This is a genomic window from Rossellomorea sp. y25 (assembly GCF_038049935.1).
GTDB lineage: Bacteria > Bacillota > Bacilli > Bacillales > Bacillaceae_B > Rossellomorea.
In genome coordinates, this window is the sequence record NZ_CP145886.1 from 2,775,171 (window position 1) to 2,801,986 (window position 26,816).

Annotated in this window: 31 protein-coding genes; 1 reads left to right on the plus strand and 30 read right to left on the minus strand. The window is 40.8% G+C overall.

What is annotated here, in order from left to right; all coding sequences use genetic code 11:
- Window positions 1–41 precede the first annotated feature (41 nt).
- From panD to AAEM60_RS14030, 10 genes are all read right to left on the minus strand, one after another.
- On the minus strand, window positions 42–425 hold the full coding sequence (gene panD / locus AAEM60_RS13985) for an aspartate 1-decarboxylase (RefSeq protein ID WP_299737926.1): 384 nt from the start codon (window positions 423–425) through the stop codon (window positions 42–44).
- Window positions 418–1,287 carry a pantoate--beta-alanine ligase gene (gene panC / locus AAEM60_RS13990; protein WP_299737928.1) on the minus strand — a complete coding sequence of 290 codons (870 nt, stop codon included), beginning with the start codon at window positions 1,285–1,287 and terminating at the stop codon, window positions 418–420. The genes panD and panC overlap by 8 nt, the downstream gene beginning before the upstream one ends.
- Complete coding sequence (panB, locus tag AAEM60_RS13995) at window positions 1,284–2,123, minus strand: 3-methyl-2-oxobutanoate hydroxymethyltransferase (protein WP_299737930.1); 840 nt, start codon at window positions 2,121–2,123, stop codon at window positions 1,284–1,286. Before panB ends, panC begins: the two co-directional genes overlap by 4 nt.
- A gap of 273 nt (window positions 2,124–2,396) precedes the next feature.
- On the minus strand, window positions 2,397–3,380 hold the full coding sequence (locus AAEM60_RS14000; RefSeq protein WP_341356536.1) for a biotin--[acetyl-CoA-carboxylase] ligase: 984 nt from the start codon (window positions 3,378–3,380) through the stop codon (window positions 2,397–2,399).
- Window positions 3,365–4,561 carry a CCA tRNA nucleotidyltransferase gene (locus tag AAEM60_RS14005; RefSeq protein WP_341356537.1) on the minus strand — a complete coding sequence of 399 codons (1,197 nt, stop codon included), beginning with the start codon at window positions 4,559–4,561 and terminating at the stop codon, window positions 3,365–3,367. The genes AAEM60_RS14000 and AAEM60_RS14005 overlap by 16 nt, the downstream gene beginning before the upstream one ends.
- A 44-nt stretch (window positions 4,562–4,605) precedes the next feature.
- Entirely contained in the window at window positions 4,606–5,727 is a 1,122-nt protein-coding gene (bshA, locus tag AAEM60_RS14010) for an N-acetyl-alpha-D-glucosaminyl L-malate synthase BshA (protein WP_299737935.1), read from the minus strand.
- 4 nt (window positions 5,728–5,731) lie between these two features.
- Window positions 5,732–6,433, minus strand: a complete 702-nt coding sequence (gene bshB1, locus AAEM60_RS14015; protein ID WP_299737937.1) for a bacillithiol biosynthesis deacetylase BshB1 — start codon at window positions 6,431–6,433, stop codon at window positions 5,732–5,734.
- 1 nt (window position 6,434) lies between these two features.
- Window positions 6,435–6,842 (minus strand): methylglyoxal synthase, encoded by a 408-nt coding sequence (gene mgsA, locus AAEM60_RS14020; protein ID WP_341356538.1) that lies wholly within the window; start codon window positions 6,840–6,842, stop codon window positions 6,435–6,437.
- Between the two features lie 12 nt (window positions 6,843–6,854).
- Window positions 6,855–7,625: a 4-hydroxy-tetrahydrodipicolinate reductase gene (gene dapB, locus AAEM60_RS14025; protein ID WP_341356539.1), complete on the minus strand. Its 771-nt coding sequence runs from the start codon at window positions 7,623–7,625 to the stop codon at window positions 6,855–6,857.
- Window positions 7,612–8,025: a nucleotide pyrophosphohydrolase gene (locus tag AAEM60_RS14030; protein ID WP_299737943.1), complete on the minus strand. Its 414-nt coding sequence runs from the start codon at window positions 8,023–8,025 to the stop codon at window positions 7,612–7,614. The genes dapB and AAEM60_RS14030 overlap by 14 nt, the downstream gene beginning before the upstream one ends.
- 101 nt (window positions 8,026–8,126) lie before the next feature.
- Here AAEM60_RS14030 and AAEM60_RS14035 point away from each other — a divergent pair, with 101 nt between their 5' ends.
- Window positions 8,127–8,996 (plus strand): YitT family protein, encoded by an 870-nt coding sequence (locus tag AAEM60_RS14035; RefSeq protein WP_299737945.1) that lies wholly within the window; start codon window positions 8,127–8,129, stop codon window positions 8,994–8,996.
- Between the two features lie 83 nt (window positions 8,997–9,079).
- Here the strand turns inward: AAEM60_RS14035 and AAEM60_RS14040 are convergent, their stop codons facing one another.
- The 20 genes from AAEM60_RS14040 to AAEM60_RS14135 form a co-directional block, all read right to left on the minus strand.
- Entirely contained in the window at window positions 9,080–9,760 is a 681-nt protein-coding gene (locus AAEM60_RS14040) for a zinc metallopeptidase (protein ID WP_299737947.1), read from the minus strand.
- 59 nt (window positions 9,761–9,819) lie between these two features.
- Window positions 9,820–10,611: a sporulation protein YpjB gene (ypjB, locus tag AAEM60_RS14045; protein WP_299737949.1), complete on the minus strand. Its 792-nt coding sequence runs from the start codon at window positions 10,609–10,611 to the stop codon at window positions 9,820–9,822.
- Between the two features lie 66 nt (window positions 10,612–10,677).
- Complete coding sequence (locus tag AAEM60_RS14050; RefSeq protein WP_299737951.1) at window positions 10,678–11,274, minus strand: DUF1405 domain-containing protein; 597 nt, start codon at window positions 11,272–11,274, stop codon at window positions 10,678–10,680.
- Window positions 11,275–11,338: 64 nt separating this feature from the next.
- Complete coding sequence (locus tag AAEM60_RS14055) at window positions 11,339–12,109, minus strand: menaquinol-cytochrome c reductase cytochrome b/c subunit (protein ID WP_113970697.1); 771 nt, start codon at window positions 12,107–12,109, stop codon at window positions 11,339–11,341.
- A 48-nt stretch (window positions 12,110–12,157) separates the two neighbouring features.
- Window positions 12,158–12,832, minus strand: a complete 675-nt coding sequence (locus tag AAEM60_RS14060; protein WP_044336350.1) for a cytochrome b6 — start codon at window positions 12,830–12,832, stop codon at window positions 12,158–12,160.
- Window positions 12,833–12,845: 13 nt separating this feature from the next.
- A complete protein-coding gene (locus tag AAEM60_RS14065) occupies window positions 12,846–13,355 on the minus strand; it encodes a ubiquinol-cytochrome c reductase iron-sulfur subunit (protein WP_044336348.1) in 510 nt (169 codons plus the stop codon).
- A gap of 140 nt (window positions 13,356–13,495) precedes the next feature.
- Window positions 13,496–13,960: a YpiF family protein gene (locus AAEM60_RS14070; RefSeq protein WP_299737960.1), complete on the minus strand. Its 465-nt coding sequence runs from the start codon at window positions 13,958–13,960 to the stop codon at window positions 13,496–13,498.
- A 174-nt stretch (window positions 13,961–14,134) separates the two neighbouring features.
- Window positions 14,135–14,674, minus strand: coding sequence for a ReoY family proteolytic degradation factor (locus tag AAEM60_RS14075; RefSeq protein ID WP_149156921.1), 540 nt, complete (start codon window positions 14,672–14,674; stop codon window positions 14,135–14,137).
- Between the two features lie 129 nt (window positions 14,675–14,803).
- Entirely contained in the window at window positions 14,804–16,063 is a 1,260-nt protein-coding gene (locus tag AAEM60_RS14080; protein ID WP_341356540.1) for a tetratricopeptide repeat protein, read from the minus strand.
- Between the two features lie 35 nt (window positions 16,064–16,098).
- Window positions 16,099–16,995, minus strand: a complete 897-nt coding sequence (locus AAEM60_RS14085; RefSeq protein ID WP_299737969.1) for a hypothetical protein — start codon at window positions 16,993–16,995, stop codon at window positions 16,099–16,101.
- 129 nt (window positions 16,996–17,124) lie between these two features.
- On the minus strand, window positions 17,125–18,417 hold the full coding sequence (gene aroA, locus AAEM60_RS14090; protein WP_341356541.1) for a 3-phosphoshikimate 1-carboxyvinyltransferase: 1,293 nt from the start codon (window positions 18,415–18,417) through the stop codon (window positions 17,125–17,127).
- 12 nt (window positions 18,418–18,429) lie between these two features.
- A complete protein-coding gene (locus AAEM60_RS14095) occupies window positions 18,430–19,533 on the minus strand; it encodes a prephenate dehydrogenase (protein WP_341356542.1) in 1,104 nt (367 codons plus the stop codon).
- 78 nt (window positions 19,534–19,611) lie between these two features.
- The gene (gene hisC, locus AAEM60_RS14100) at window positions 19,612–20,712 is read right to left on the minus strand and encodes a histidinol-phosphate transaminase (RefSeq protein WP_299737976.1); all 1,101 of its coding nucleotides are present in this window, start codon (window positions 20,710–20,712) and stop codon (window positions 19,612–19,614) included.
- Window positions 20,713–20,749: 37 nt separating this feature from the next.
- Complete coding sequence (gene aroH, locus AAEM60_RS14105; protein ID WP_299737978.1) at window positions 20,750–21,115, minus strand: chorismate mutase; 366 nt, start codon at window positions 21,113–21,115, stop codon at window positions 20,750–20,752.
- Window positions 21,116–21,192: 77 nt separating this feature from the next.
- Complete coding sequence (gene aroB, locus AAEM60_RS14110; protein ID WP_341356543.1) at window positions 21,193–22,275, minus strand: 3-dehydroquinate synthase; 1,083 nt, start codon at window positions 22,273–22,275, stop codon at window positions 21,193–21,195.
- 3 nt (window positions 22,276–22,278) lie between these two features.
- Window positions 22,279–23,451 (minus strand): chorismate synthase, encoded by a 1,173-nt coding sequence (aroC, locus tag AAEM60_RS14115; RefSeq protein ID WP_299737983.1) that lies wholly within the window; start codon window positions 23,449–23,451, stop codon window positions 22,279–22,281.
- Between the two features lie 213 nt (window positions 23,452–23,664).
- Window positions 23,665–24,438 carry a protein-glutamate O-methyltransferase CheR gene (locus tag AAEM60_RS14120; protein WP_299737985.1) on the minus strand — a complete coding sequence of 258 codons (774 nt, stop codon included), beginning with the start codon at window positions 24,436–24,438 and terminating at the stop codon, window positions 23,665–23,667.
- Between the two features lie 136 nt (window positions 24,439–24,574).
- On the minus strand, window positions 24,575–25,021 hold the full coding sequence (gene ndk / locus AAEM60_RS14125) for a nucleoside-diphosphate kinase (protein ID WP_299737988.1): 447 nt from the start codon (window positions 25,019–25,021) through the stop codon (window positions 24,575–24,577).
- A 102-nt stretch (window positions 25,022–25,123) separates the two neighbouring features.
- Window positions 25,124–26,086 carry a heptaprenyl diphosphate synthase component II gene (gene hepT / locus AAEM60_RS14130; RefSeq protein WP_299737990.1) on the minus strand — a complete coding sequence of 321 codons (963 nt, stop codon included), beginning with the start codon at window positions 26,084–26,086 and terminating at the stop codon, window positions 25,124–25,126.
- Window positions 26,087–26,113: 27 nt separating this feature from the next.
- On the minus strand, window positions 26,114–26,815 hold the full coding sequence (locus AAEM60_RS14135) for a demethylmenaquinone methyltransferase (protein WP_341356544.1): 702 nt from the start codon (window positions 26,813–26,815) through the stop codon (window positions 26,114–26,116).
- Window position 26,816: the final 1 nt, after the last annotated feature.

Sequence of the window (26,816 nt, forward strand, 5' to 3'; positions counted from 1 at the left end):
CAAGTCTCCTTTTCACAAATTAGAAGACTTGCCGATTTCTTTTATAGTATAGTCGCTTCAGGTTCTGTTCCGATCATATCTATGATACGGTTCTTTTCTCCCATGATGGCTACTTTCGGGATATGTTCATGGACCATTTCTTCTGCTACCATCTTATATGATATGATGATGACAATATCACCCTTTTGCACAAGTCTTGCAGCAGCTCCGTTCAAACATATGACTCCGCTCCCTCTTTCACCTGGGATAATGTAGGTTTCCAAGCGGGCTCCATTGTTGTTGTTTACAATCTGGACCTTTTCGTTCGCCATCATACCAACTGCATCTAATATATCCTGATCGATTGTAATGCTCCCTACATAATCCAAGTTCGCTTCTGTTACAGTCGCTCTGTGAATTTTACCACTCATCATCGTTCTATACATTTGAATCCTCCTCTGGTTCTACACTGATGATTATATTATCAATTAATCTGGCCTGTTGAAATTGAACTGCCAGAGCGATAATGATTTCCCCATGTACGCTAGTCAGTTCCGTTAGCTCAGGGTAGGAATACACTTCCACATAATCGATTTCCCCGGATGTGTTTTCTTGGACGTTCTTTGAAATCATAGAAATAATGGAATCGGGATCCCGCTCCCCATCTTCAATACGATTTTTTGCTTCTTCCAGACTTTGATAAAGAGAAGGAGCTTCCCTTCTTTCTTCTTTTGAGAGATAGACATTTCTTGAGCTCTTGGCCAACCCATCTTCTTCCCTCACTGTTGGTACCCTCACAATTTCAACCGGAAAGAAATAATCGCTTACTAACCCTTCCACTACTGCAACCTGCTGGGCATCCTTCAGTCCGAAATACGCTCTGGTAGGCTGAATAAGGTGAAATAATTTAGTCAAAACGGTTACCACTCCGTCAAAATGCCCTTCCCGTTTTCGTCCGCACAGTACTTCTACCCGCTCTATCACACTCATGGTAACAGATTGCTCCCCTTTATACATTTCATCTACTTCAGGAATAAAGAGTATATCAACCCCAACATTCTTTGCTAATTCTGTATCTCTTTCAACATTACGGGGGTAGCGGTCGAAGTCTTCATTCGGACCGAACTGCAGGGGGTTTACAAAGATACTCATCACGACAGTATCGTTATTATTCCTGGCTTCCTCCGCTAGAGTCAAGTGCCCTTCATGAAGGTATCCCATTGTAGGAACATAACCGATAGAGGATCCTGAATTCTTTACTTGTTGTATCATACGCTGCAAATCTTGTATTTTCGTAATCACTTTCATTTTTTCATTCCACCATAGAGAGCATCCAATTCTTCATCACGCATCGTAAAGGAATGGTCTTCTGTCGGGAAGCTACCCCCTTTAACTTCTTCTATATAGGTTTTTATGCTGTTATGAATGACTTCTGACGCGTTGCTGTATTGTTTGACAAACTTAGGCACACGATTCACTCCGTATGTTACAAGATCGTGGAACACTAACACTTGCCCATCGGTTTCACTGCCTGCCCCAATACCAATCGTCGGTATCGTTAATGCTTCTGAAATCTCTTTGGCTATTTGCTTTGGTACACACTCTAATACAAGTGAAAAAGCACCTGCCTGTTCACATTTAATGGCATCATCGATCAACTTTTTGGCTGTGTCGGCTGTTTTCCCTTGTACTTTATATCCTCCAAGGACACCGACGGATTGAGGGGTCAAACCTAAATGAGCCATAACGGGTATGCCGGCGCTCGTTAGGGAATGAATACGATCGATCACATGATCTCCCCCCTCAACCTTCACAGCGTGAGATCCTCCCTGTTGAAGAATCTGTGCCGCAGTTTTAAGAGTTTCATCTCTGGACAAGTGGTACGACATAAACGGCATATCGGTGACGATAAAGGTATTTTTTGCCCCTCTTTTTACGGCTTTCGTATGATGTATCATATCTTCAACTGTAACTGGTACCGTTGAGTCATAACCCAATACCACCATTCCGAGGCTGTCACCTACAAGAATGACATCAATACCCGCTTCTTCTGCTATCTTGGCACTTGGAAAATCATACGCTGTAAGCATTGAAATCTTTTCTCTCTTATTCTTCATCTTAAGAAAATCTGTTGTTTGTTTCATAATGTCCTCCTTCTTTTCAGTCAGAGGTGACGAAACGAAATGAAAGCACTTTCATTATAGAAATAAAAAAACCTTCTGAATAAATGACAGAAGGATCATAAGTGTTTAGTATCATTGTTTCGACCCTCTGTCCCAGTCCACAATGGATCAAGGCAGAAATTGTATTAAAAGCTGAACGTGCGTAGAGGTGCAGTTCCAAGGATACTGCCCAATGAGATTATACCATAAAAAAACGAGATGGAAGTAATCGTTTAGCATCCACCTCGTTTCCCCTTAAATATTCACTTCAATATCCGCTGAATAAATTTGATGAACGGTTCCTGTTGTGTCTTCAATCTTTAGAACTCCTTCATCCGTTATTCCTAATGCTCTACCTTCAATCGTTCCATTGATGGTACGGGCACGGATTTTCTTCCCGATACTGATTGCATAACTCTCCCATAACAGCTTGATCGGTGTAAAACCTTCTTTCATATAGATAGAATAAAGGGCTTCAATTCGTTCTAACACCTTTTGAACAATTTCTGATCTTGAAAGGGTATCTCCTTGTTCAATGGCCAGTGAGGTTGCAATCGTCTGAAGTTCATCAGGAAAGTGTTCCTTTGTGTGATTTACATTCATGCCGATACCGATGATAATGGAATTTATTTTATCAGATTCCGCTTGCAGTTCCGTCAATATTCCCGTCACTTTCTTTCCGTCAATAAGAATATCATTCGGCCATTTGATTTGGGGATGAAGATCTGTTGCTTCTTCGATCGCTTGAACGACGGCAACTGCAGTAATGAGCGTAAACTGCGGGGCCTTTTGGGGTGGAAGAAGGGGTTTTAAGATCAGACTCATCCAAATTCCCGTTCCCTTTGATGAGTGCCACTCTCTCATTAACCTTCCTCTTCCGGCTGTTTGTTCGTCAGAAATGACTAACGTACCCTCTGCCGCTCCGTCGCCCGCAAGCACATGAGCGATGCGCTGTGTACTTTGAACTGACTCCTCATAGTGGATCACTCTGCCTAACGTTTTCGTTTGTAATCCCAATCGGATCTTACTTTCTGTCACACTATCAGGGGTTTCAATAATGCGATATCCTTTTTTTCTTACGGCTTCTAACACAAAACCTTCTTTACGAAGTTCTTCAATATGCTTCCAAATGGCCGTTCTTGAACATCCTGCTATTTCAGCCAATGCTTGTCCGGATAGAAAATCCTGATCCGATTCAGACAAAGCGTGAAGCAGTTTCTTCTTTATAGTCGATTGCATGTCTGTAGCCACCTCCTAATCGCTTCTTTATCGTTATTAATTGTTCCAGTTATAATCGCGGATTCAATTTCAGCCAAAAGTTCCTTCATCCATGGACCACCCTTTTTGTTTGCCCATGTCATCAAGTCATTTCCTGTTACATCCAGCTGCTGTCTCGATGTAATCGCTAAAGAATGATATTCTTCCTTCACCGCTTCTACAGAAGAAACCGGTGTGGATTCTATGCATTCATAGACTTTCTCAACGTTAATGGCTGCTTCCAAACCTGCACGATAAAGTAAAGGCTTAGACCAGCCGGATTTCCTTCTTAACTGAAGAATTTCAAGCTCATTTGAACGATCCCTTACTGTTTTCGTCGGGAGTCTCCAGCCTTTAAGAAATCCCTGGGGATCAGGATCTCCAATGCATGCTAAAAGAAGTAACCATACTTGGTCCTTATTTATGCCTTCTAATTGTGGAAGATCCGCAACCTGTTGAAGAGCATCTTTATGTTGAGTGAAATGAGGGAGTTCAGTATATAGGTTGGTACGAACAAGGAGGGTGAGCGCTTTTCGTTTCCATTTACCTCCGGCGATCTTCTCGAATTCCATCGTTTTTCTTTCAACGGCGATATGCTTTAGCAGTTTGGAGTGCTCCTTTAAAGCATTCAGTGTCCCAGACTCGATCTTGAAGCCTAATTGACTGACAAAGCGGACTCCCCTCATCATACGAAGGGCGTCTTCTGTAAACCTTAAATCCGGTGATCCCACTGTTCTGATCATTCCGTTATGTATGTCTTCCCGTCCATTAAAAGGATCAAATATCCTACCCCGTCCATCCATTGCGATACTATTCATCGTAAAATCACGGCGCTCCAGATCCCCTTCTAATGAACGGATGAATTCCACCTTATCTGGTCTTCTAAAGTCAGCATATGTAGATTCTGTTCTGAATGTAGTGATTTCATATTCCCTTCCATCATCAATGACCAGGATGGTTCCGTGTTCAATACCTAAATCAATCGTCTTCGGAAAGATCTCCTTTAATTCTTGAGGATAGGCAGACGTCGCGATATCTACGTCATTAATGGGCTTATTCAGCAAGTAATCCCTAACAGAGCCTCCAACGAAATATGCTTCGAACCCTGCTCTTTCAATTTTCTTTAAAACTGGTACGGCTTCTTGAAATATAGACGGTAACATTTTTTACACCTGCTTTACTCAGATCTTTACCTTCCGACTGTTTATTATAGAAGCTCTTGGTAGATCTGTTCATACTCTTTGACAATCTTGCTGGAGTGAAATTTAGTTCTCGCCGTTTGTAGTGCATTCCGCGAGAGTTCATTATGAAGCTTCTCATCTGTCAGTAATTCCAACGACTTTTCTGCAACCTGAGAGACGTTCCCGATTTCACATATAAAGCCATTGTATCCGTCCTCAATTACTTCAGGAATGCCTCCTACATTCGTCCCAATGCTCGGCACGCCGCAAGCCATTGCCTCCAGGGCTACCAATCCAAAGCTTTCTTTTTCTGAAAGCAGCAGCTTAATATCACTAATCGAATAAAGTTCTTCTAAATTATCCTGTTTTCCAAGGAACAGGACTCGATCCTCTAATCCGAGTTCTCTCACCTGTTTGCAAATCACCGTCATTTCAGGTCCGTCCCCAACAAGGAGAAGTTTGGCGGGAATCTCGTTTTGTATAAGGTTGAATGCAGCTACAACATCTGTTACCCTTTTCACGCCGCGAAAGTTGGAAACATGGATAATGACCTTTTCATAGTCTTTAATTCCATATTCATTTCTAAGATGCTGAGAATCTACCGCCTTATACACTCTCTCGTCTATGAAATTATAGACCGTTTGAATTTCTTTATCCGGTTGGATTAAATCATTGGTTTGTTTCACCAAAGCGGAAGAAACCGCAGTGACCACATCAGACTTTTCAATACCGAAACGAATCGCTTTTGTTAAAGAAGGATCATAACCAAGTACGGTAATATCGGTGCCGTGCAGGGTGGTAACAATCTTTACATCTTTACCAGACATTTGCTTACCCAAAATGGCACAGACTGCATGTGGGATCGCATAATGCACATGAAGAATGTCCAGTTTCTCACGTTCTATAATTTCTGCCATTTTATTCGCCAGTGCTATATCGTAAGGTGGATATTGAAAAACTGAATACTGACTCACTTCCACTTGATGAAAGTATATGTTGTGATACATTTTATTTAACCGAAATGGAATGCTCGAGGTAATAAAGTGAATTTCATGGCCTTTCTCTGCTAATAATTTACCCAGTTCCGTAGCTACTACGCCTGAGCCACCAACGGTGGGATAGCAGGTAATTCCTATTTTCATTTTCATACCATTAATCTCCTAACAAATCATGATGCAATATAAGGGTATTATAGGAGAAGAATCCTTCAGCATATCGTAATCCGGCTTCTTTCCCCATCATTCGCTCCCTTGCTTCAACCGCTTCAATGTACCCTTCTGTCAAAGGAGTAGACACTCCTTCAAATCCTTGGGTAAACTGACTCGAATATGCTTCTAAGCTACGAATCTTCGTATGCATATGTGCCTCGATGTCCACTACAAATTGAGGTTTGTGAAAACCGTTGATCATATAAAAATACAGATTATCCGCTTTATGGGCCGGGCTTGCGGAATGGAACTTCCTAATTCCAGCTGAGAAAAAACCTTCTTTAATCAAGCGTGCCGCATTTCCATGATCAGGATGACGATCCTGATCATATGGAGCAAATACCGCTTTCGGTTTGTGCATTCTGATCACGTTAACCACTTTCTGAATATTTTCATCTGTTATGTAAATTCCCCTATCAGGAATATCCAGGGTTTCTCTCTTGCTGGCACCCAATATGCGTGCAGCTGATCTTGCTTCCTCTTTTCGTAAAGAAACCGTCCCATTTGAAGAAAGTTCTGCCTCTGTCAGATCGCAAATCACAATCTTCTTTCCTTCAGCTGCATATTTTGCAAGGGTGCCGCCCATTCCGATCTCCACATCGTCGGCATGAGCTCCGAATGCAAGGATGTCAACTTGTTGATCCACGTTACTCCTCCTTATCCTTTACCACACTTCGCCACTCGATATCCCCTCTATCCAACCCTTTCACCAGTACTTCAGCTGTTCCCATATTCGTTGCTAATGGGACTGAATATACATCACACAGTCTGATGAGGGCAGATACATCTGGTTCATGGGGTTGAGCTGTTAAAGGATCTCTAAAAAACAGAACAAGATCCATATTATTATTGGCAATATACGAGCCTATTTCCTGGTCTCCTCCCAGGGGACCTGACCGGAAACGATGGACAGATAATCCCGTTTCTTCTCCAATTCTCTTTCCCGTTGTCCCTGTAGCAAAAAGAGCGTGTTTCTCAATTATCGGCTTATAAGCTATTACAAAACGAATCAGATCATCTTTTTTCTTATCATGAGCTATTAATGCGATATTCATAACACTCACCCTTTAATCTAAAATATTTTCCAGCCCGTACACAAGTGTATCCAGCTTCATGACCGTATCAACGGAAACCTTCACTCCAGACATGAAGCTTCCCCTGTTAAAAGAGTCATGACGAATCGATAAAGTCTGACCTTCTGCTCCCAACATCACCTGTTGATGAGCAATCAATCCCGGAAGGCGAACACTATGGATGTGCATGCCGTCAACATTTGCTCCCCTTGCACCTGGATGTGTTTCTTTTTCATCAGGGTGCCCCTGCTGCTTCGATTCTCTCACTTCCCTGATCATTTCGGCTGTCTTAACGGCAGTCCCTGAAGGAGCATCCAGTTTTTGATCGTGATGTAATTCAATGATTTCCACATCGTCAAAATATTTAGCGGCCATCTGGGAAAATTTCATCATGAGCACCGCACCAATCGCAAAATTAGGTGCAATGATACATCCCAATGACTTTGATTCTGCCAGGATCTTTAATTCATTTAATTCTTCTGTAGAAAAACCTGTCGTTCCCACAACTGGTCTAACACCGTATTCGAGGGCTGTTTTCGTATGGTGATAACCCACCTCTGGAGTTGTCAGGTCGATAAGCACATGTGGTGTTTGAGCCTGAAAGCATGTTTCGATATCTGTGTATACCGGTACATCTATATTTACTTCTTGCTTATAATCAATCACACTAATAAGCGTAAAATGTTTCGTATCTCTAACTAACTGAACAGCTTCTTTCCCCATTCTTCCTCTTGGTCCTGCAATAGTTATGTTAATTTGTTCCATCTTCATCCCTACCTTCGATTCTTGTCCAACGATCTTTATCTCTTGTGTTAAATTTATGCATTACACGATTGTGGGCCTCTTCCAGACTAATATCCAGGGAGTTTGCCAAGCAGATGACAACAAACAATAAATCCCCCAGTTCTTCCTCAATCGTTTTTTCTTCTTCTGAATTCTTTTTAGGTTTTTCTCCATAGTAATGATTCACTTCTCTCGCCAGCTCACCAAGTTCCTCAGTGAGCCTCGCAATCATTGCTAGTGGACTGAAGTATCCCTCTTTAAATTGACCTATGTATTGATCTACTTCTTTTTGTAATTGCTCCATCGATTTTTTATTATCCATAGGAAGCCTCACTCCTTCATTATCTCCTATCATGTTAGCTAAATCCTTGCCGTTTGACAAATATTACGTTTGATTTATAAACTCTTCATTGCTAGTTTGTTTCTCTTCTTATATAATGTCTCTGTCAACGAGATAATACGAAGAGAAGGAGGGAATCAAAGATGTTGGGATTACGTTTTAAAAATATACTATTTATCCTGTTGGGGTCAGCCATATTCGCATTTGGTCTTGTCCATTTTAATATCCAAAATAAGCTGGCTGAAGGCGGGTTTACCGGAATAACACTTATCCTTTATTTTTTATTTGACATTGATCCGTCTTACTCCAACCTAGCATTAAATATACCCCTATTTTTCTTAGGATGGAAGCTTCTCGGTAAGAAAGCTTTTTATTATACTGTAATCGGAACCGTTAGTCTTTCTGTATTTCTATGGATTTTCCAAAGATATCAAATGAGGATCAACCTCGAAGGCGATCTGTTTCTGGCAGCATTGTTTGCAGGTGTCTTTATTGGGGTGGGTCTTGGCATCATTTTCAGATATGGCGGTACGACAGGCGGCGTTGATATCATCGCTCGACTCGCCCATAAGTACATAGGATGGAGCATGGGGAAAACGATGTTTATGTTTGACGCCGTCGTCATTGGGGCATCTCTCATTACGTACCTGGAATACAGGGAAGCCATGTATACACTGGTAGCTGTATTCGTTGCGGCAAGGGTCATTGACTTCATGCAGGAAGGGGCATACTCAGCCAGAGGAGCCATGATCATTTCCGATAGCCATGAAGAAATCGCGAGCGTCATCAATGAAAAAATGGATCGGGGAGTAACCATTTTAAGAGGGCATGGTTCGTTTACGAAACAAGAGCGTGAAGTGCTCTACTGCGTGGTTGGTAAAAATGAAATCGTCCGGCTCAAAAATATTATCACGAGCGTCGATCCACACGCCTTCGTCTCCGTCACCGTCGTGCACGACGTACTCGGTGAAGGCTTTACGTTAGATGCAGATAAAAATCCTTTGCATGACTAATAAGTATTCAACCATCTAAATCCATTTTCAGACAAAAAGAAGCTGGGCTCAAAACTAGAGTCCAGCTTCTTCTTTATTTAGAATCAATCGTCACCATTCATCCCGGTAAAGATTAATACAAGTCTAAGTAATTCAATAACCGCAACTGCAGCAGCAGCTACATATGTCATCGCCGCGGCGTTCAATACTTTACGTGCATGCCGTTCTTCTTCATTCCGGATCAGACCAAGTGAAACGATCTGATTCATCGCCCGGGAAGAAGCGTTGAATTCTACAGGAAGGGTGATTAATTGGAACACAACCCCCGCTGCCATCAGAATGATACCAAGTAGGAACATTCCAGTCATTTGAGTGAACATTCCGATCAGTAAGAAGATCCAGGACATATTGGAACCAATATTAGCAACTGGAACCAAAGCATGGCGGAATCGTAAAAATGCATAGCTTTCAGCATCTTGAATCGCATGTCCGACTTCATGGGCCGCCACAGCCGCTCCCGCTACAGAATGTCCATGATAGTTATCAGGTGACAATGCAACCGTTTTGGTAATCGGATTGTAGTGGTCACTTAAAAAACCTCTGCCTTCCACGACCTTCACGTTGTATAGTCCATTGTCGTCGAGAATCCTTCTAGCCATCTCCCTGCCGGTCATACCTGAGGTGGTGGCCACTCTTGAATATTTCTTAAACGTACTCTTTACACGCATTTGAGCTCCGATTGGAATAAGAGCAATGAGTAAAAAGTAAATTAAAAATCCTGCCATTATCGCAATAACCTCCAGATGTTTAGATACCTAAATTTTATAGTGCTAAAAGCGCGCTGTCAATTTTTTTGACGCTCTGACTTTTTTGCTTCCCCTTGTCCTTTATATTTTCTCCAACCTACATAAGATAATGTAGAGACAATGATACTGCCGGTTGATATGATCACCCACCAAAGGGAAGGATCTGCTTCATCCTCTTGTTTATTCTCAAACAGTTTCTCTAGGTCAGTTTCCAAGGATGTTAATTCGGTCATTGTTTCCGTACTTTCCAACACGTCTTGCCGGTAATGATCCAAGTAAGAAATTCTTGCGTCCAGTGCTTGAGCGCGTTCGATCGGAATATCTAATTTAATACTTGGTTGAATAATATTATATTTCGATAAGAACATATTCAATGTGGTATGGTATTCATCTACATTTCCATTTTCCGCTGCCGACTTCACTCCATTAAATGCTTCCATTATCGGGTCTTCCATTTCGACCCACAATGGCTGATATTGACTGCTTAAAGCATCCATCACAAGGCGGAACTTTGTAACGGCGTTCACCTTCTGCTCCATGTCAGCAGAGGTTTGATTAATACTCTCCACTGCCAGATTATGTGAGATGGTGAGAATTCTAAGCTCATCCATTGAAAAAGACCGTTGGGCACTCAAAGCCGCAAATTCATCAGAGAAATAAACCAGTAGATGTTTCGCTTCTTCATATCTTCCAGCCTTTGTCATTTGCAAGGCCTGGTCTGCAACTTCATCAAGCTCGTTCATCGGAGACGTCGACTCTACTGCATTTAATGGGTGAGGTATTAAAATGAGAAAAAAGAACAGCGCGATAAAGAATTGGATAAATTTCATACTTGTCCCCCCTAAAACTACTAGTAAAGTTTATGAAAGGGTGGACAAGAGTAGACCAAAAAACGACTATGGCATCGTATGAATATTTAATCGTTTCGTTTTTTGGGTAAAGTAATAAGCGATTGCGATTGATACAATACTTAACCAGAAAGTGAAATATCCAATATGCTGTATGTACATATACAATCTGGAGTAAACAGGAAACTGCATGTAGACGTAATCGATTATGTCATTATGGATCGTCCAGATTCCACCTGCAACAATATGCCATATCTTGACCCGGTAAAAGGAAGAATACAATATCCCTTGGACCGCCATTGCACCATGTGACGCCATGAGCATATAACCTTCCCAAGGTAAATCACCGGAAACCCACAGTGTTAACAGATTCATGATCACGGCCCATATCCCATATTTAAATAGGGTGATAATGGCTAACACTTCAAATAATGGCCAATTGCGATTCAGTAAAAATGCTACGAGAACGAAACAAAAAAACAGGCTGGCTGTCGGGCTGTCGGGAACAAACACTAAAAATTGCGAGGGAGTATTTCGTAGTTGAGGGATATACCATAGATAACCGTATATTGTTCCAAACAAATTCACAATGAGAAGGAACCATAGAAACGTTTTGTTCTTCAAGATGGACATGATCCAGAACATTTATTTTATCCTCTCTTTCAAGTAGAAAAAAAAGAGCCAACGTAAGCCGGCCCTTTTTCACTATTTATTCTTTTAAACCAGAGATGAATTCAGCCAGTTTATCCAGCTCTTCGTCTGATCCTTTAAATAACCCTGCAGGCATGCCTGGTGGTTTACCGTTTTTGGCAATATCCGCTACTTCTTCAGGTGAGAGGCCAGTTGCAACTAAAGAAGGTCCCGCTCCACCTTGCAGATTTTCACCATGACAGTTAATACAACCATTTTTCTGGTCTGCATAGATTTTATACCCTTCAGATTCTTTATCAATATCCACTTCAGCCTGAATCTTACCTTGTTCCTTCGCTGCTTCCCAATCATGAGTCACAACTGATTCCCAAGTTAAGAAATACGTTGCTGCAAGTGCCAATAACATGAATCCTACTGCGAATGGACGTTTCGTTGGGCGACGTTCAGGTCCTACGTCGATAAATGGAGCAAGTAAAAGCGCTCCAAATGCGATTCCAGGAATAACGAACGCTCCAATAACATTATAAGGTCCAGATGCATATGTGTATTTAAGTAATTGGTATAAGAATAAGAAATACCAGTCAGGTAATGGAATATATCCAGTATCTGTTGGATCGGCAACACGCTCTAACGGTGATGGATGAGCAACCGTTAAACATAGATAACCGATTAGGAAAACAGCTCCAACTAACCATTCTTTTAGTAAGAAGTTTGGCCAGAAAGCCTCTGTTTTTCCAGGGAACTCCGAATAATCTTTAGGAATATTCGGCTTTCTGTCTGCAGGTACACGTGAGTCCCCTACAAACTTCATCCCTTTTCCTCGATGCATAGCGTCCCCCTCCTTCTAATTTAAGGTTTATTAATTTATGTTCGTATCTTATAGTGGTCCTGAAATACCTTGCTTACGAATCATCAGGAAGTGAGCTCCCATAAGTCCAAGCAATGCTGCAGGCAGGAAGAATACATGAATAGCGAAGAATCTTGTTAGTGTTTGTGCACCAATGATAGAAGAATCTCCTGCGAGTAAGATCTTCACTTGCTCACCAATAAATGGTGTAGCAGCTGCGATTTCAATACCAACCTTCGTAGCGAATAGCGCTTTCATATCCCACGGTAATAAGTAACCAGTGAAACCAAGTCCTAACATTACGAAGAAAATAAGTACTCCAACAACCCAGTTCAGTTCACGAGGTTTTTTGTATGCACCTTGGAAGAAGACACGTAGTGTATGTAAGAACATCATTACGATAACCAAACTAGCTCCCCAGTGATGCATTCCACGGACAATTTGTCCAAATGCAACTTCATTTTGCAGGTAGTACACAGATTCCCAAGCGTTTTTAATATCTGGAACATAGTACATTGTCAGGAACATCCCAGATAAAATTTGAATTACGGTAACGAAGAATGTTAATCCACCAAAGCAGTAAACAAACGCTGAAAAGTGATGCGCAGGGTTTACATGTTCAGGTACTTCGTGATCCGCAATATCGCGCCACAAAGGCGTAATGTCCAAACGCTCGTCAACCCAATCATAGATTTTGTTCAGCACAGATTACGCCCCCTTACTTAACATATTTATTTGGTTCAGGTTGTCCAAGGTATAAAATACCGTCTTTTTCTTTTGTTGGATATACATCCAACGGTGCTGTCGGTGGTGTACCAGGAACATTTTTCCCGTTTTTCTCATACAAACCACCATGACAAGGGCAATAGAACTTGTTTGGGTTACTCTTGTCGCCCGCCCAGTTAACAGTACATCCAAGATGCTTACATACTGGTGAAAGAGCAACAACATTTCCTTCTTTGTTCTTATAAACCCATGCAGTTTGTGTTACTTCTGATGTGTACCACGCATCTTTTTGTTCATAAGAGAAATCGACACGTACTGGTTCATTCGTTAACTCTGAAACTTTTTGCTTTGTCGCTTTAAATTCTCCAGCAGCTGAAGTTTTTAATACTGGATCTACAGCAAATCGAACCATCGGCATTAACATTCCTGCCGCCATGAAACCGCCTACACCCGTAAGTGTATAGTTAAGGAATTGACGTCTAGATACACGATGTTTGCTCATCCTTTTCCCCCCTCTATCGTAAGGTAAGTCCATCGGACATATTTCGCACAAATATAAAACTAGGACATAACTATGATATATTAAACTCTATACAAGGTCAATAACTCTCTAATCTAAATGATGGACACAATGTGAAGTTTTTATGAATTTTTTTGCCATTTTTGTACAATCACATTTAAGAGCTGCTTCACTTGATCTTCCATGATGGAATGTTTGTACTGCTCATCTAAATGCTCAAGCGGTATGGAGGGCACCCAAATCAAGCGGTCATGCAAGTCATCCTCTACCTTTTTCCACTCGCTGTCCGATGTCAGAAAGAACGTATGCTTCACTCCACTGTCACTTAAATCCTCGGCCCACTGGGTTAATCTCAAAACCTCGTCCATCCTGGAAGCAGACATTCCATACGTAAATGCCGGCGTCATGATCATTCTACCTTTAAATTGTCTTTCAAGGTGAAAGGTGAGTAGAGTGATAAATTCAGATTGTGCTGCAGAAACTTTGATATCCTTCCCAAAATCAACAGGAACCATCGGAATGACAGCAGTATCTATGTATTCTTTTTCAGATTCAAAGACTTCAATATCTTTTACGTTCCAATTCATTTAAAACCCTCGTTTCGTCTTTCATTTTTCACTTCCCATCATATCACTTTATAACACTCGTTTAAAAGCGATTTCACTTTTTACAATAGTATGCTCCATAAACCTTCATCCTATTTATTTGCATCTGCAAAAAAGCTCGAATGAAGAGATGTACCTTTCTCTTCATTCGAGCTTTTAGCTTAAGCTATTCAATTCTTGAGTTAACTTCTTAAAGGATTTTTCATCTCCGGTATCAAGAGCCTGATCAATGGCCTTTAGCAAACGGTCACGTTGAAAGGTTTGCAAACTGTCTTTAAGGAACTGCTCAGCGACAATCCTGTCTTTTTCATTAATCAATAAATACTTTGGCATAAACGGGTTTTCTTCAAGTACAGCTGCAAATTGATAACTTGAGTTTGCCTTACTGAAGTTCAATTGAATGTAAATATCTTCGTCCTTATTTAAACGAATGTCGTGAAATGACTTTTCTGCATCTGTTGTCATAATATTTTCTTTATAGAAGCGGAATGGCACATCCTCAACACAATGCGTGGACATCACAAGCCCCCTGGGACAGTACTGAGATTCTTCCACAAAATGAACTTTTTTCATTAATTGATCATGACTCATCAGGTAATTTAGTATCCACACACATTCTCTTCTTTTTAGTTGATATCGGTTTAAAAACCAGCGAATAAATTCTTTCTTCTCGTTGACAGAAACAGGGGTGGTCATGGTTTTCCCTCCTCTGCAGAATCCTTTTATAAGGTCCGTTTTCCTTTTGACAATTAAAAACGTTAGCAACTCTAAGGTGTTCTCATGTGCTTACACACCAGTCAAATCCCTTTGTACCACCGACGTCGATTAGTCTTGTAATCTTTCAATTAACTCCTGCCACTCGTCATTTGAAGGATCCATTTCAATCAGGTGTTTATATACTTCTATCGCTTCACCTCTGAGTCCTTCTTCTACTAAAAATTGTCCGTACTCTATTAAAAACTCTTGATGATTCTTAAAGTAAGTATATGCAATACGGTATTGTTTTAATGCATGATTATATTGTTCAAGCCCTTCATAGGCCTTTGCAAGGTCCCAGTTGATTTGAGGCTCTTCTTCCCCTTCAACCGTAAGCATCTGGGCAATTTCCAATACATCATCGAATCGATCCTGTGTAAAAAACAATTTATTAATAACCAAAGCCGCTTCTACATAACCAGGATCTAATGCTAAGGCTTCTCTTAAAAAAGCTTCCGCCTCTTTTTCTAATCCAAGCTTCAAGGAAACCTTCCCACCAAACAAATTCAGTTCCTTGTTGTATTCATCCTGCTTTACGCCTTCTTGTATGGTTTCAAGGCTTTCCTGCAGCATTTCTTCATGTTCATAGGACCTCGCTAATAATAAATACACCGAATGATATTCCGGGTCTAACTCTTTAACGGAAACAAACTTTTCAATGGCTTTTTCGTAGAATCCAGCCTGATATGCGGTAAAGGCATATCCGAACAGGGTATTTATTTCAAGATGATCTTTAAGTGCCTCTTCGTAATGTGTTAAAGCCTCTTCAAAGGCTCCCCCTACACTATAAGCTTCCGCTAATCTTTGATGAACATTTGTACCACCAATCTCACTGGTCCCTTTCTGGATAAGAGTATGATAGTGCCTGATTGCTTCCAGGAACCTGCCTGTTTCAGAATATAATTCCCCCAGGCCAAAATCAATGACGGGCTCATCGGGTAATAACTTCTTGGCTTGTAAAAGCTTTTGTTCACTTACCTCAAATAAGCCTTGGATTTGATATAAATCTGCCAAGAGAAGCAATGCTCTTGGATAGATTGGATCTTCTTCATCTAATTCTGCCAGTTTGTCTATTGCTTCTTCTTCGTTATCCATTTCCACCAGCACTTCTGCAAGTTCAATCAGGAGCTCTCCCTCGCCCGGATAGTACTGGAGGAGATTTTCATACAATTCTTTTGCTTCATCAAGAAACCCTAAATGGTGTAATTCTTCAGCCAGGCTGAATTTCTCTTCATGACTTCCAAATTTCAATGCTTGCTTATACTCTTTCTGTGCTTCTTCCAATTTTCCTTCTTCTAAAGAAGATAACATTCGTTCAGCGTATGACATGGTCAATCCCTTTCTATAAAAAAGCTTATATTCATTTAAATAAAGTAACCCGGTGTTTGAATGATTAGTTCTTCACCCGCCCCGGGATAAAAATAGCCTCTATTATTTAAGTAATAATATTTTCCTTTGTTCATTGTACATTTTAGCACATGATGATCGGTTTGAAATGCTAAGGGCTCAGCACCCTCCCCTTCGACTTTCATATAGAGGTTATAACTTATTTCTCCACCTACTAAAAAATTTCCTCTAAGGGGGTATATTCCAATTTTCTTCAGTTTATCTAATGACATTGGTTCTTTTTGGATAATTTCATTTGAAAGATGAGGGATTTTCTCGATTCTCATCGAATTTTGCCATATTTTAAGATGCTTTATTTTTGTTTTTTTGTCTATGTTTGTCGTAAAAAAAGGGACAAAAGTAATAGGGTAATCATATAAAAAACCTTTGATCCATCCCCAGCGAATTTCTTTGAATGGTTCAATTTCGTCTATATTAATCCAGACGACAGGAATCTTATGTCTTTTGCATGACCGAATAATCGTTGGAGTAATAAGATTTGCGGATGTTTTTAACCCTATCGTGTAGTCAAGGGGACTGTTAAACAAGGAGGTTTTGCGTTCATTTAATTTAGTTTGAAATTCAAATTCGTACTTTAAATCAAATGCCGTTAGCACTGTGGTACACCCTTTATTGATAAATTCATCTACGTAATAATTCTTGATTGAAAGAAATTCCGTCCCTTTAGGTACCTCTAAATCACACATTACAAGTCCGGGAGTCATCATAAAAGATGAAACATCCATCCTCATGTAGCGATAATAAGAAAAGCTGTCTCTTATGGCCGATATTTTATCGTCTTTAACCAGCAAAGAAGTTTGAGTGACTTTGGAATCTTTTACCCAATTCGCATTTTCAATAATATACGTACTCAAATCACCATCACCTTCCTTTATAGACAAGCTATGAAAGAAGTGATGAAATCATGCTATGCATTCATATAAAAGGAGAGGTGAAAGGACTAAACCCCAGTCCAAACACCTCCCTCAAAGAGTTACTGTACATTATTTCTTTATCAGATGATTTATATGCTCAAAGAATGCTGGATACGAAATGTTCACTGCACCCGCTCCTTCAAGATAGACGTCAGAATCCGTTATTAAAGAAGCTACAGCCAGTGTCATACCAATCCTGTGATCACCCCAGGAATGGACCTCACCGCCATGTAATGGCGTTTTCCCTTCAATGATCATCCCGTCCTCTGTTCCTTGAATGTCAGCCCCAATCTTCCCGAGCTCTTGAACAATGGCATCGATACGATTTGTTTCCTTAACTTTTAATTCTTCTGCATCCTTAATGGTTGTCTTCCCCTTTGCCTGGGAAGCTAACAAAGCGATAACAGGAATTTCATCAATTAACGAAGGAATCAGGTCACCCCCAATTTCAATGCCAGTAAGATCAGAAGATTCCACCAGAATATCACCTATCGGTTCTCCATCTTTCGAACTCTCCATTATTTCTATGGATGCCCCCATTTGCTTCATCACTTCTACAATCCCTACACGGGTTTCGTTAAGACCGACATTTTTCAGAAGCACTCTGCTATCAGGTACGATTGCAGCGGCTACCATAAAGAAGGCTGCTGAAGAAATATCTCCTGGGACATAGACTTCAGTCCCTTTCAATACCTGACCGCCCTTTACTTTGATTGTATCTCCATGCCTCTCGATATGACCCCCAAATTCGATGATCATTTTTTCCGTATGATTTCTCGTTTTTTCCGGCTCTACAATTTCAGTTGTTCCTTCAGCCTGAAGTCCTGCTAATAGTAGGGCAGATTTCACCTGTGCACTGGCTACAGGCAATGTATATTGAATCCCTCTAAGGTTACCCCCCCGAATCGACAATGGAGTATAGTTACCTTCCGAACGACCGTCTATTATTGTTCCAAACTTCTTTAATGGTTCCGTCACTCTTTTCATTGGGCGTTTAGCAATCGAGTCATCCCCAATAAGGATTGAATGAAATGGTCTTCCTGCCAAAATCCCCATGATAAGACGAGTCGTGGTACCCGAGTTTCCTACATCCAGGATGTCCTGTGGTTCTGTTAAATGATCCCATCCTTCGCCCGTGACAATTACTTTTTCCTCTGTCACTTTAATGTCTACGCCTAACTTACGGAAGCATTCGATTGTGCTTAAACAATCCTCTCCCATAAGAAAATTATGTATAACCGTTTTTCCTTCAGCGACTGAACCAAACATAACAGCCCGGTGGGAAATAGATTTATCCCCAGGGACCTGCAGTTCTCCATTAAGGCCTTTTTGGGGGTTTATTAATTTCTTCTTTCCTTCCATCCTTATCACCCTTTATCCTAAGAATAATTCATAGCCCGTATTTTCTTTTAAACAGTTTAAAGCTCTTTCTCTATCTTCCAGTGTTTGAAAGCTAATGACTAATACTCCGTAAATATCTTCTCTCGTTTCCAGGATTCTAATGTTTGTTAAGCTTATGTTTTCATGTGCGAGGTAAGCTGTAACTTCAGAAATCACCCCCGGATAATCCGGTACATCAACAAATAGGTCATAGAACGAAGGAATTGCCCCTTTTTCAAGGATTGGGAGATCATCTCGAAAGGTTTTCGCTTCACTAAAGTAATCAAAGATTTTCTGTGAATCGTTCTCTTCGATGATGGTCATTACCTCATCCATCTCTGATTTCCATTGTTCGAGGAGAGAAAGCAACACCGTTCTGTTCTGGAGCGTGATATCCTTCCACATTGTCGGGTTAGACGAGGCAATCCGTGTAATATCACGGAAACCGCCAGCAGCCAGTCGTCGCAAATATGGGTGCTGTACAGATGACTCTTTCGCCTGATGAACAAGAGAAGCGGCTACAATATGTGGAAAGTGACTAATCGTACCCGTTAATTCATCGTGTTCCTTTGGTTCTACGATCAGAAATTTGGCATTAGTACCTTTCAGCCACTTTTGAAGCTCTTCCACTTTTTTGTCAGAAGCATCAGGACTGGGAGTCAGCATATAAAAGGCATTTTCAAATAAGATTTTTTTAGCGGCTGCAACACCGCTTTTATGAGAACCCGCCATTGGATGACCACCAATAAATTGAAAACCTTTTGAAGTCAGCTGCTCGGAACACATCATAATTTGTTCTTTCGTGCTCCCCGTGTCGGTGATTAAAACCGTTTCTTTCAAGGCGAATGATTGAAATTGCTCAATGATCCTTTCAGTTTGAAATACTGGAGTGGAAATGATGATGAGATCCGCTTTTTCAGCAGCAGACTGTAAGGAAAGAGACATTTCATCGATAATTCCCAGTGACCTCGCCAACCTTAATTCTTTATGATTAACATCATGGCCAATGATTTTAGCATCGGGGTGTTCGCTCTTGATACAGAGCGCCAATGATCCTCCGATTAAACCCATGCCAATGACCAATACCGTCCCTTTCATAATTGTCCCCCTCATATGATTTGAAAAAAGTCGGAAAGGGCTCACATAGCGAAGCCCTTCCGACCATCATTTTCCTTCTTACACTCGGTTTTGAAGGACTAAAAACTCCTTCATTTTTTCAATAACCTCTTCGTTTTGTTCATGAGAGCCGACGGTTACCCTTACAGAGTTAGGATACCCCAGAGCCTCTCCGGAACGCACAATGTACCCTTTGCTCATTAAGTATTGAAACACATCATCACCGCTAACACCGAAATCGATTAACACAAAGTTTGCTTGTGATGGAATAAAATGTAGACCGTGTTCCCGGCAGAACTGGTAATACTGTTCCAGCCCTTTACGATTGTGATCCCTGCATTCTCTAATAAACTCCTGGTCTTCAACGGCTGCGGCAGCGGCTCCTTGACCTAAAGCATTATTATTAAACGGTTCACGGATTGGCTCCAATTTCCTAATCACATCTTCATTCGCAATTCCGAATCCTACTCTAAAGCCTGCTAATCCGTATGCCTTTGAGAAAGTACGTGTAATTAATAATTGAGGGTACGATTTTAATAATTCCAATGAATCATAGTAATCCTCGGCCACAACATATTCATAATAGGCTTCATCCAATACGACTAATACATGTGCAGGAACAGCATCCAGAAATGAAATTAGCTCTTCACTGCGAATATATTCCCCTGTTGGATTGTTTGGTGAACAAAGCCAAACGACTGAGGTAGTTTCATCAATTTCAGCAAGCATTTTGGTTAACTGATGTTTACCAGCCGGATCAAGGGGAACTTCCCTTATCTCCGCTCCTTCAACAATGGCATTGTGCTTATACTGAGGGAAGGTCGGTGTAGCCATCACCGTGCTCTTATCACCGTCTAATAAAGCTCTTGATATGATCTCAATCACTTCATCTGAACCATTCCCGAACAGTAATTGTCCAGGGCCCACAGATAGCTGTTCAGCCACCTTCATACGCAATTCTTTCGCGTAGCCGTCGGGATAAATGGCATGTGAAAAAGCGTTTGTTTTTAAAAAGGTTTCCACCTTCTTTGAGCATCCAAATGGATTTTCATTTGAAGCAAGCTTCACTACTTTCTCAAGATTGAATAGTTCTTTCACATCATCCATCGTTTTCCCGGGCTGGTATGCTTTAAGATTTTGAATCTGAGATTTCCACTTCATGTTTAACTTCCTTTCAGTCGTTTTCATTAAAGAGAGGCTAGTTATCTTTCAAGTCAGGCCGTAAGCTGACTGCATTTTTCATGTAAATATGTTGAATGTCTTTCTGAGGTGTTGATGTATTATAGTGAATCATCACTCTAATACAGTATGACAATCCATGCGGGACATCCAACTCTTGCATACACATAACGGGTACATATTTCCATTCTTCGAACCTTCTTAATGCTTTAGCCGGAAATACGCTCGTAATATCACTCGTGGCAGAAATAAATACAGATGCAACATCCTCTGCCATAATATTATTATGTAAAATCATTTCCTTTAAGAGACTTTCAGTTGAAAGGAGAACCTCCTTTTCATTATCACAATCCGTTGTAGTGGCGCCTCGAACTCCCCTGATCATTCTTCCACACCCTTTTTCTCCTTTTATTAAAAACTCTCTATTTGTTAGTGCTGGTTTAATTAAATCCAGAGTAGGCTTTACAACTGGCGGATAAACTCATCTGCCCGTCTTAAATCCCCGGCAGATACCTTCACCATTACTGGCTCGCCAATATCCTTCAATAACACAAAAACAGGTTTTCCATATTGGGATTTCTTATCATGTCTCATTCCCTCATATAAAGTGTCAAATGTGATATGAGGCGGAATGTTTAGATTGTAGCCAAGTGTAGTGACCCATTTAATAAATTCTTGTAGATTAAATGAAAGTCCGCAGTACTGTTCACTAAGATACAGAGCAAAGATCATCCCGATCATTACCGATTCACCATGTGTGCGATTTCCGTAGCCGCTGGCACTTTCAACAGCGTGCCCATACGTATGTCCAAAATTTAAAAAAGCTCGTATATTCGACTCTCTTTCGTCCTTTGAAACAATATCCCCTTTTACACGAATCCCTTTCATTAGGGAATCTGTTAAAAATTCCTTATCCATTTTTTCCGGAGAATGGAACGAATTCATTAATTCTTGTAAAAAGGATCGATCGGATAAAAAAGCATGCTTGATCACTTCAGAGAATCCTGATAGCACTTCAGTTCTGGGTAAAGTTGTAAAATAATCTAAATCAAAAAACACACCTTCAGGCTGATAAAACTGCCCTACCATGTTTTTACCCAGGGGATGATTAATCGCAACCTTCCCTCCGACAGCACTATCATGAGCCAGTATCGTTGTAGGGACGCCTATGAATGGGATTCCCCTCATATAGGTGGAAGCGACGAAACCAGCAAGATCACCGATGGCCCCGCCTCCGAATGCTATCACCAGCGACCTTCGATCGACATGATTTTTCAGCCCATGTGTGATGGCATCTTCATAAATGGCGAAGCTTTTCGCGTGTTCGCCTTTAGGAGCCTCATAAGTCGTCACTTCATAAGATTGACTTAAAATCTCTGAGAAAGCTGCTCCATGAAGCTTGTAGACCTCTTTATCAGCAATGATCCATAACTTAGAAATATCAGGAAAGGACTTTTTAATAAAAGAAACAATTTCATTCGTCATTTCTACTCCAATTTTCACTTCATACGTTTTGGAAGCAGTTTGAATGGTTACATGTTTCATTCATTAATACTCCCTTGATTCTTGACGTTGTCTATTGATATCTTCAGAAAGCTTATCGAATTGATCACTGTGAAATTGTTCTACAATAGCAGACGCAAGCTCCCATGCAACTACGGCTTCTGCCACTACGCTGGCAGCAGGTACCGCACAGCTATCCGATCTCTCAATGCTTGCTTTAAATGGTTCCTTCGTTTCAATATCCACGCTTTGCAATGGTTTATATAGGGTAGGAATGGGCTTCATGACACCTTTTACACGGATCGGCATTCCAGTCGTCATGCCGCCTTCAAAACCGCCTAAACGATTTGTTTTTCGGTAGTACCCTTGTTCTTCACTCCAGGCGATTTCATCGTGAACTTCACTTCCCGGTTTTCGGGCCATTTCAAATCCTAAGCCGAATTCAACCCCTTTGAATGCGTTTATACTCATCACTGCCATGGCAATCTTCGCATCAAGCTTGCGGTCATAATGAACGTAACTTCCAACTCCTGAGGGCATACCTTCTACGATGACTTCCACAACCCCACCAATGGAATCTCCATTTTGTTTCGCCTGATCTATTAAGTCCATCATTTTTTGTGCCGCTTCTTCATCCAGGCATCTTACCGGAGATTCTTCGGTTATATACTTGAGTTCACTGATAGAATCATAGTGTAGTTTCTCTGCTTTAATACCACCTATTTCAAGAACATGACCGACAACCTCGATACCTAATAGCTTTAACAATTTTTTGGCAACGGCTCCTGCCGCCACTCTAACAGTCGTTTCTCTCGCTGAAGACCTTTCTAATACATTCCTCAGGTCCCTATGTCCATATTTCATGCCACCAACGAGATCTGCATGCCCCGGTCTTGGTCTTGAAATCTTTCTCTTTACCTCTTCTTCTTCTCCAGGCTCGAGAGCTTCGATACCCATTACTTTCGTCCAGTGAGTCCAGTCTTTATTCTCCACAACCAGTCCTAAAGGAGATCCCAGAGTATATCCATGTCTAACTCCCCCTACAATGGAGGCCTGATCTTTTTCGATTTGCATTCTTCGACCACGACCATACCCTTTTTGCCTTCTTGCCAGGTTATCATTGATATCCTCTGCTACTAAAGGCATTCCAGCAGGCAGCCCTTCAATGATGGTCGTTAATTGTGGTCCATGTGATTCTCCAGATGTTAAGTATCTCATTTACTTTCCCCCTTCAACTCGTTAAAGAATTATGTACCAATATAACATAGAATTTATGTCATTTCCTAGTCCTTAAGTTTAAAAATTTTCTAACAATCTCTTTCCCTGAGATTAAAAAACGATGTGAACCCACTATATATGAACGCATTAGCTGAATTGTTACTCGAAAGGAACAATTCAGCCGTCCACTATATGCAGATTACATCGTCGTTTTTATATTTTTTTGTAGAAGAATGTGTCTTCTGTTTCAAAGCCATATTGAGAAGGGTTAAAGATTTGTTCTGTACTTCCTACAAATAGTACGCCGCCAGTTTTTAGTGAAGCATTGAATTTTTTATATAAGATGTTTTTTGCTTCTTCTGTAAAATAAATTAACACATTTCTGCAAACGATCAAGTCATAGTTCTCCTCAAACGGGTCAACCAAAAGGTTCTGTTGCTTAAATGTAACGACTCTCTTAATTTCTTCATTCAGTTTAAAAAAGGGAGGTTCTTGAGTGAAAAATCGGGCTATCATCTCTCTTGGGACCTCATTTAGTGATCGCTCTGGATAGATACCGTTCTTCGCTCGCTGAATCGCATTCTTATCAATGTCTGTAGCGTTGATGCATATTTGAGAAAGGGGTATGTACCTTGACAGCATCATCGCAAGGGTGTAGGGCTCTTCCCCGGTAGAACAGGCTGCACTCCAGACTTTAAGGGTTTTCTGTTCACGTAACAGTCTCGGTAAAATTTTCTTCTCAAGTACTTCCCACCGCTTATAGTTGCGGTAGAACTCTGTAACGTTAATCGTCATCCGATCCAGGAATTCTTCCATTTCCTCTCTGTCCCGTGTCATGCTACTGAAGAACTCTTGAAAACTTCCGTATCCCCTCTTTTCGTATAGGGCCGTTAATCTCCGCTTCATTTGGGCTTCTTTGTAAAGGGATAAATCAATTCCCGTTTTGCGTTTTATCCCCTGTATAAATTCATTATAATCATTGGACATAGGATTCACTCTCTTTGCACCTTTTAAGTATATATCTATATTAACTATATCGAACATTCATGAGAAAAGTTAATCCAACAAGCAAAAAAAAGCAAGTCGTCTTAAACGACTTGCTTTTCTAAATATTGTACGAAGATTAATAAACCCACTCATTCATTAACTTAGAATATTCAATTAGTTCCTCTTCTTTAAAGAATAATGCGATTTCTCTAACAGCGCTTTCAGCAGAGTCAGATCCATGGATGATATTCTTTCCGACTGTTAAGCCGTAGTCACCTCGGATTGTACCAAGAGCAGCATCCTTAGGATTTGTAGCGCCCATCATTCCACGAGCTGTGGTGATGACGTTTTCACCTTGCCAAACCATCGCAAACACAGGTCCAGAAGTAATGAAGTCAACAAGTTCTCCAAAGAATGGTCTTTCCTTGTGCTCACCGTAATGCTCTTCAGCTAGCTCATTTGAAATACTCATAAGCTTTGCTCCAACTAATTGAAAGCCCTTTTTTTCGAAACGTGATACGATATCACCGATTAACCCTCTTTGTACGCCGTCCGGCTTTACCATTAAAAATGTCTTTTCCATCTTCCCCACTCCTAAATATGTATGTATAGAAGTCCTAAGGACATCCCACGAAAATAGTAACACTGATTGGGGTTTTTGGCAACGTTTCCATTTTAAATTTTCTTAATATTTTCTCTTACCAATAAAGTTTGCAATATTTTTTAATGTTTTCTTCACACGGTTGTAAGGGAGATGATTCAGATCTTCCAACGCCCTGTCCAAATACATTCTACTAAGCTGATGGGATCGATCTATCGCATCGGTCGCCAAGATGGACGAAATGATTTCTTTCATCTCTTCTGGAGAAGTATATTCAGTCACTCTTTCAATCTTTGTTTTAAGTTCAGGTTTTTCCATTGCATATAAAATCGGCAGGGTGATATTCCCTTGCCAAAGGTCACTGCCAGCAGGCTTTCCAAGTTCTTCCTCACTTGCTGTAAGATCTAATATATCATCTGTAATCTGAAAGCTCATCCCCACATTATAACCAAAGCGATATAGGCGTCGATGGATTTCTGCAGGAGCCCCTGAAGAGATAGCACCAATCTGGCAGCTTACAGCAATAAGCAGAGCCGTTTTACGTTTGATTCTGAGCAGGTAATCTCTCAGGTTTTGATCAAATCGATATTTATCTTTTATTTGAGCGATTTCACCCTTACACACTTCAACAATGGTGTGAGAAAGTATTTGATGCGCTTCAGGTGCTTTAATATTCGTCATATACTCAAGAGCGCGTGCAAAGATGTAATCCCCGGTATACATGGCGATACGATTGTCCCATTGAGCTTTAATCGTTGGCTTTCCTCTTCTTAACTCTGCATCATCAATCACGTCATCGTGAACAAGGGATGCCATATGAATTAACTCCAAAGCCACTGCTACATTTTTCACAATGTTAATATCATATTGTCCGAATTTTGCAGACAGCAAGACGAAAACAGGTCGGATTCTTTTACCACCTGCTTGTAGAAGGTGAAGGGACGCCTCTTGTAAAAGTTGTGATTCTGACTCAATCGCAACTTCAAGTTCCTTTTCAATTTCATCTATATCCGTTTTTAGAAACGAATACATACTGTTTAGCTTCATAGTTTTTCCACCTAATTTACGAATTTCTTACTTTCTGCCTGAATGCATAGCAGCCACTCCGCCACTATAGGGTTTCACGTGTATATCTTTAAATCCGGCTTCTTCAAACATCTTTGCAAGCTCTTTCATCCCCGGAAAATCTCTTGCCGATTCCTGTAACCAGGAGTATTCAGTAAAGCTCTTAGCAAAAATCTTTCCAAACACCGGCATCACAAAGCGAAAATACAAGTAATACATCTGCTTGAATCCGAACATGGTTGGTTGAGAGGTTTCAAGACATACAGCCATTCCACCAGGTTTTACCACACGATTCATTTCTTTCAAAACATGGAGGTAGTCGGGTACATTTCGTAAGCCGAACCCGATTGTTACATAATCAAACGTGTTATCGTCAAATGGCAGCTCCATAGCATTGCCGTGAATGAGCTCGATATTGTTCAGGTGGGAATGTTCTACTTTCTCCCGGCCGATCGAGAGCATATTTTGACTGAAATCCAGCCCCACTACCTTGCCCGTTTCTCCGACTTTTTCTCCTATAGCTAACGTCCAATCCGCGGTTCCACAGCAAACGTCCAGAGCCTTTGAGCCCGGCTCCACATTCATATGTTTCATGGTGTCTTTTCTCCACTTTTTATGCTGCTGGAAACTAATTACCGAATTCATCTTATCATAATTGGAATATATTTTTTCAAATACTCCGTGGACTTTTTGTTCTTTGGACTGCTGCATT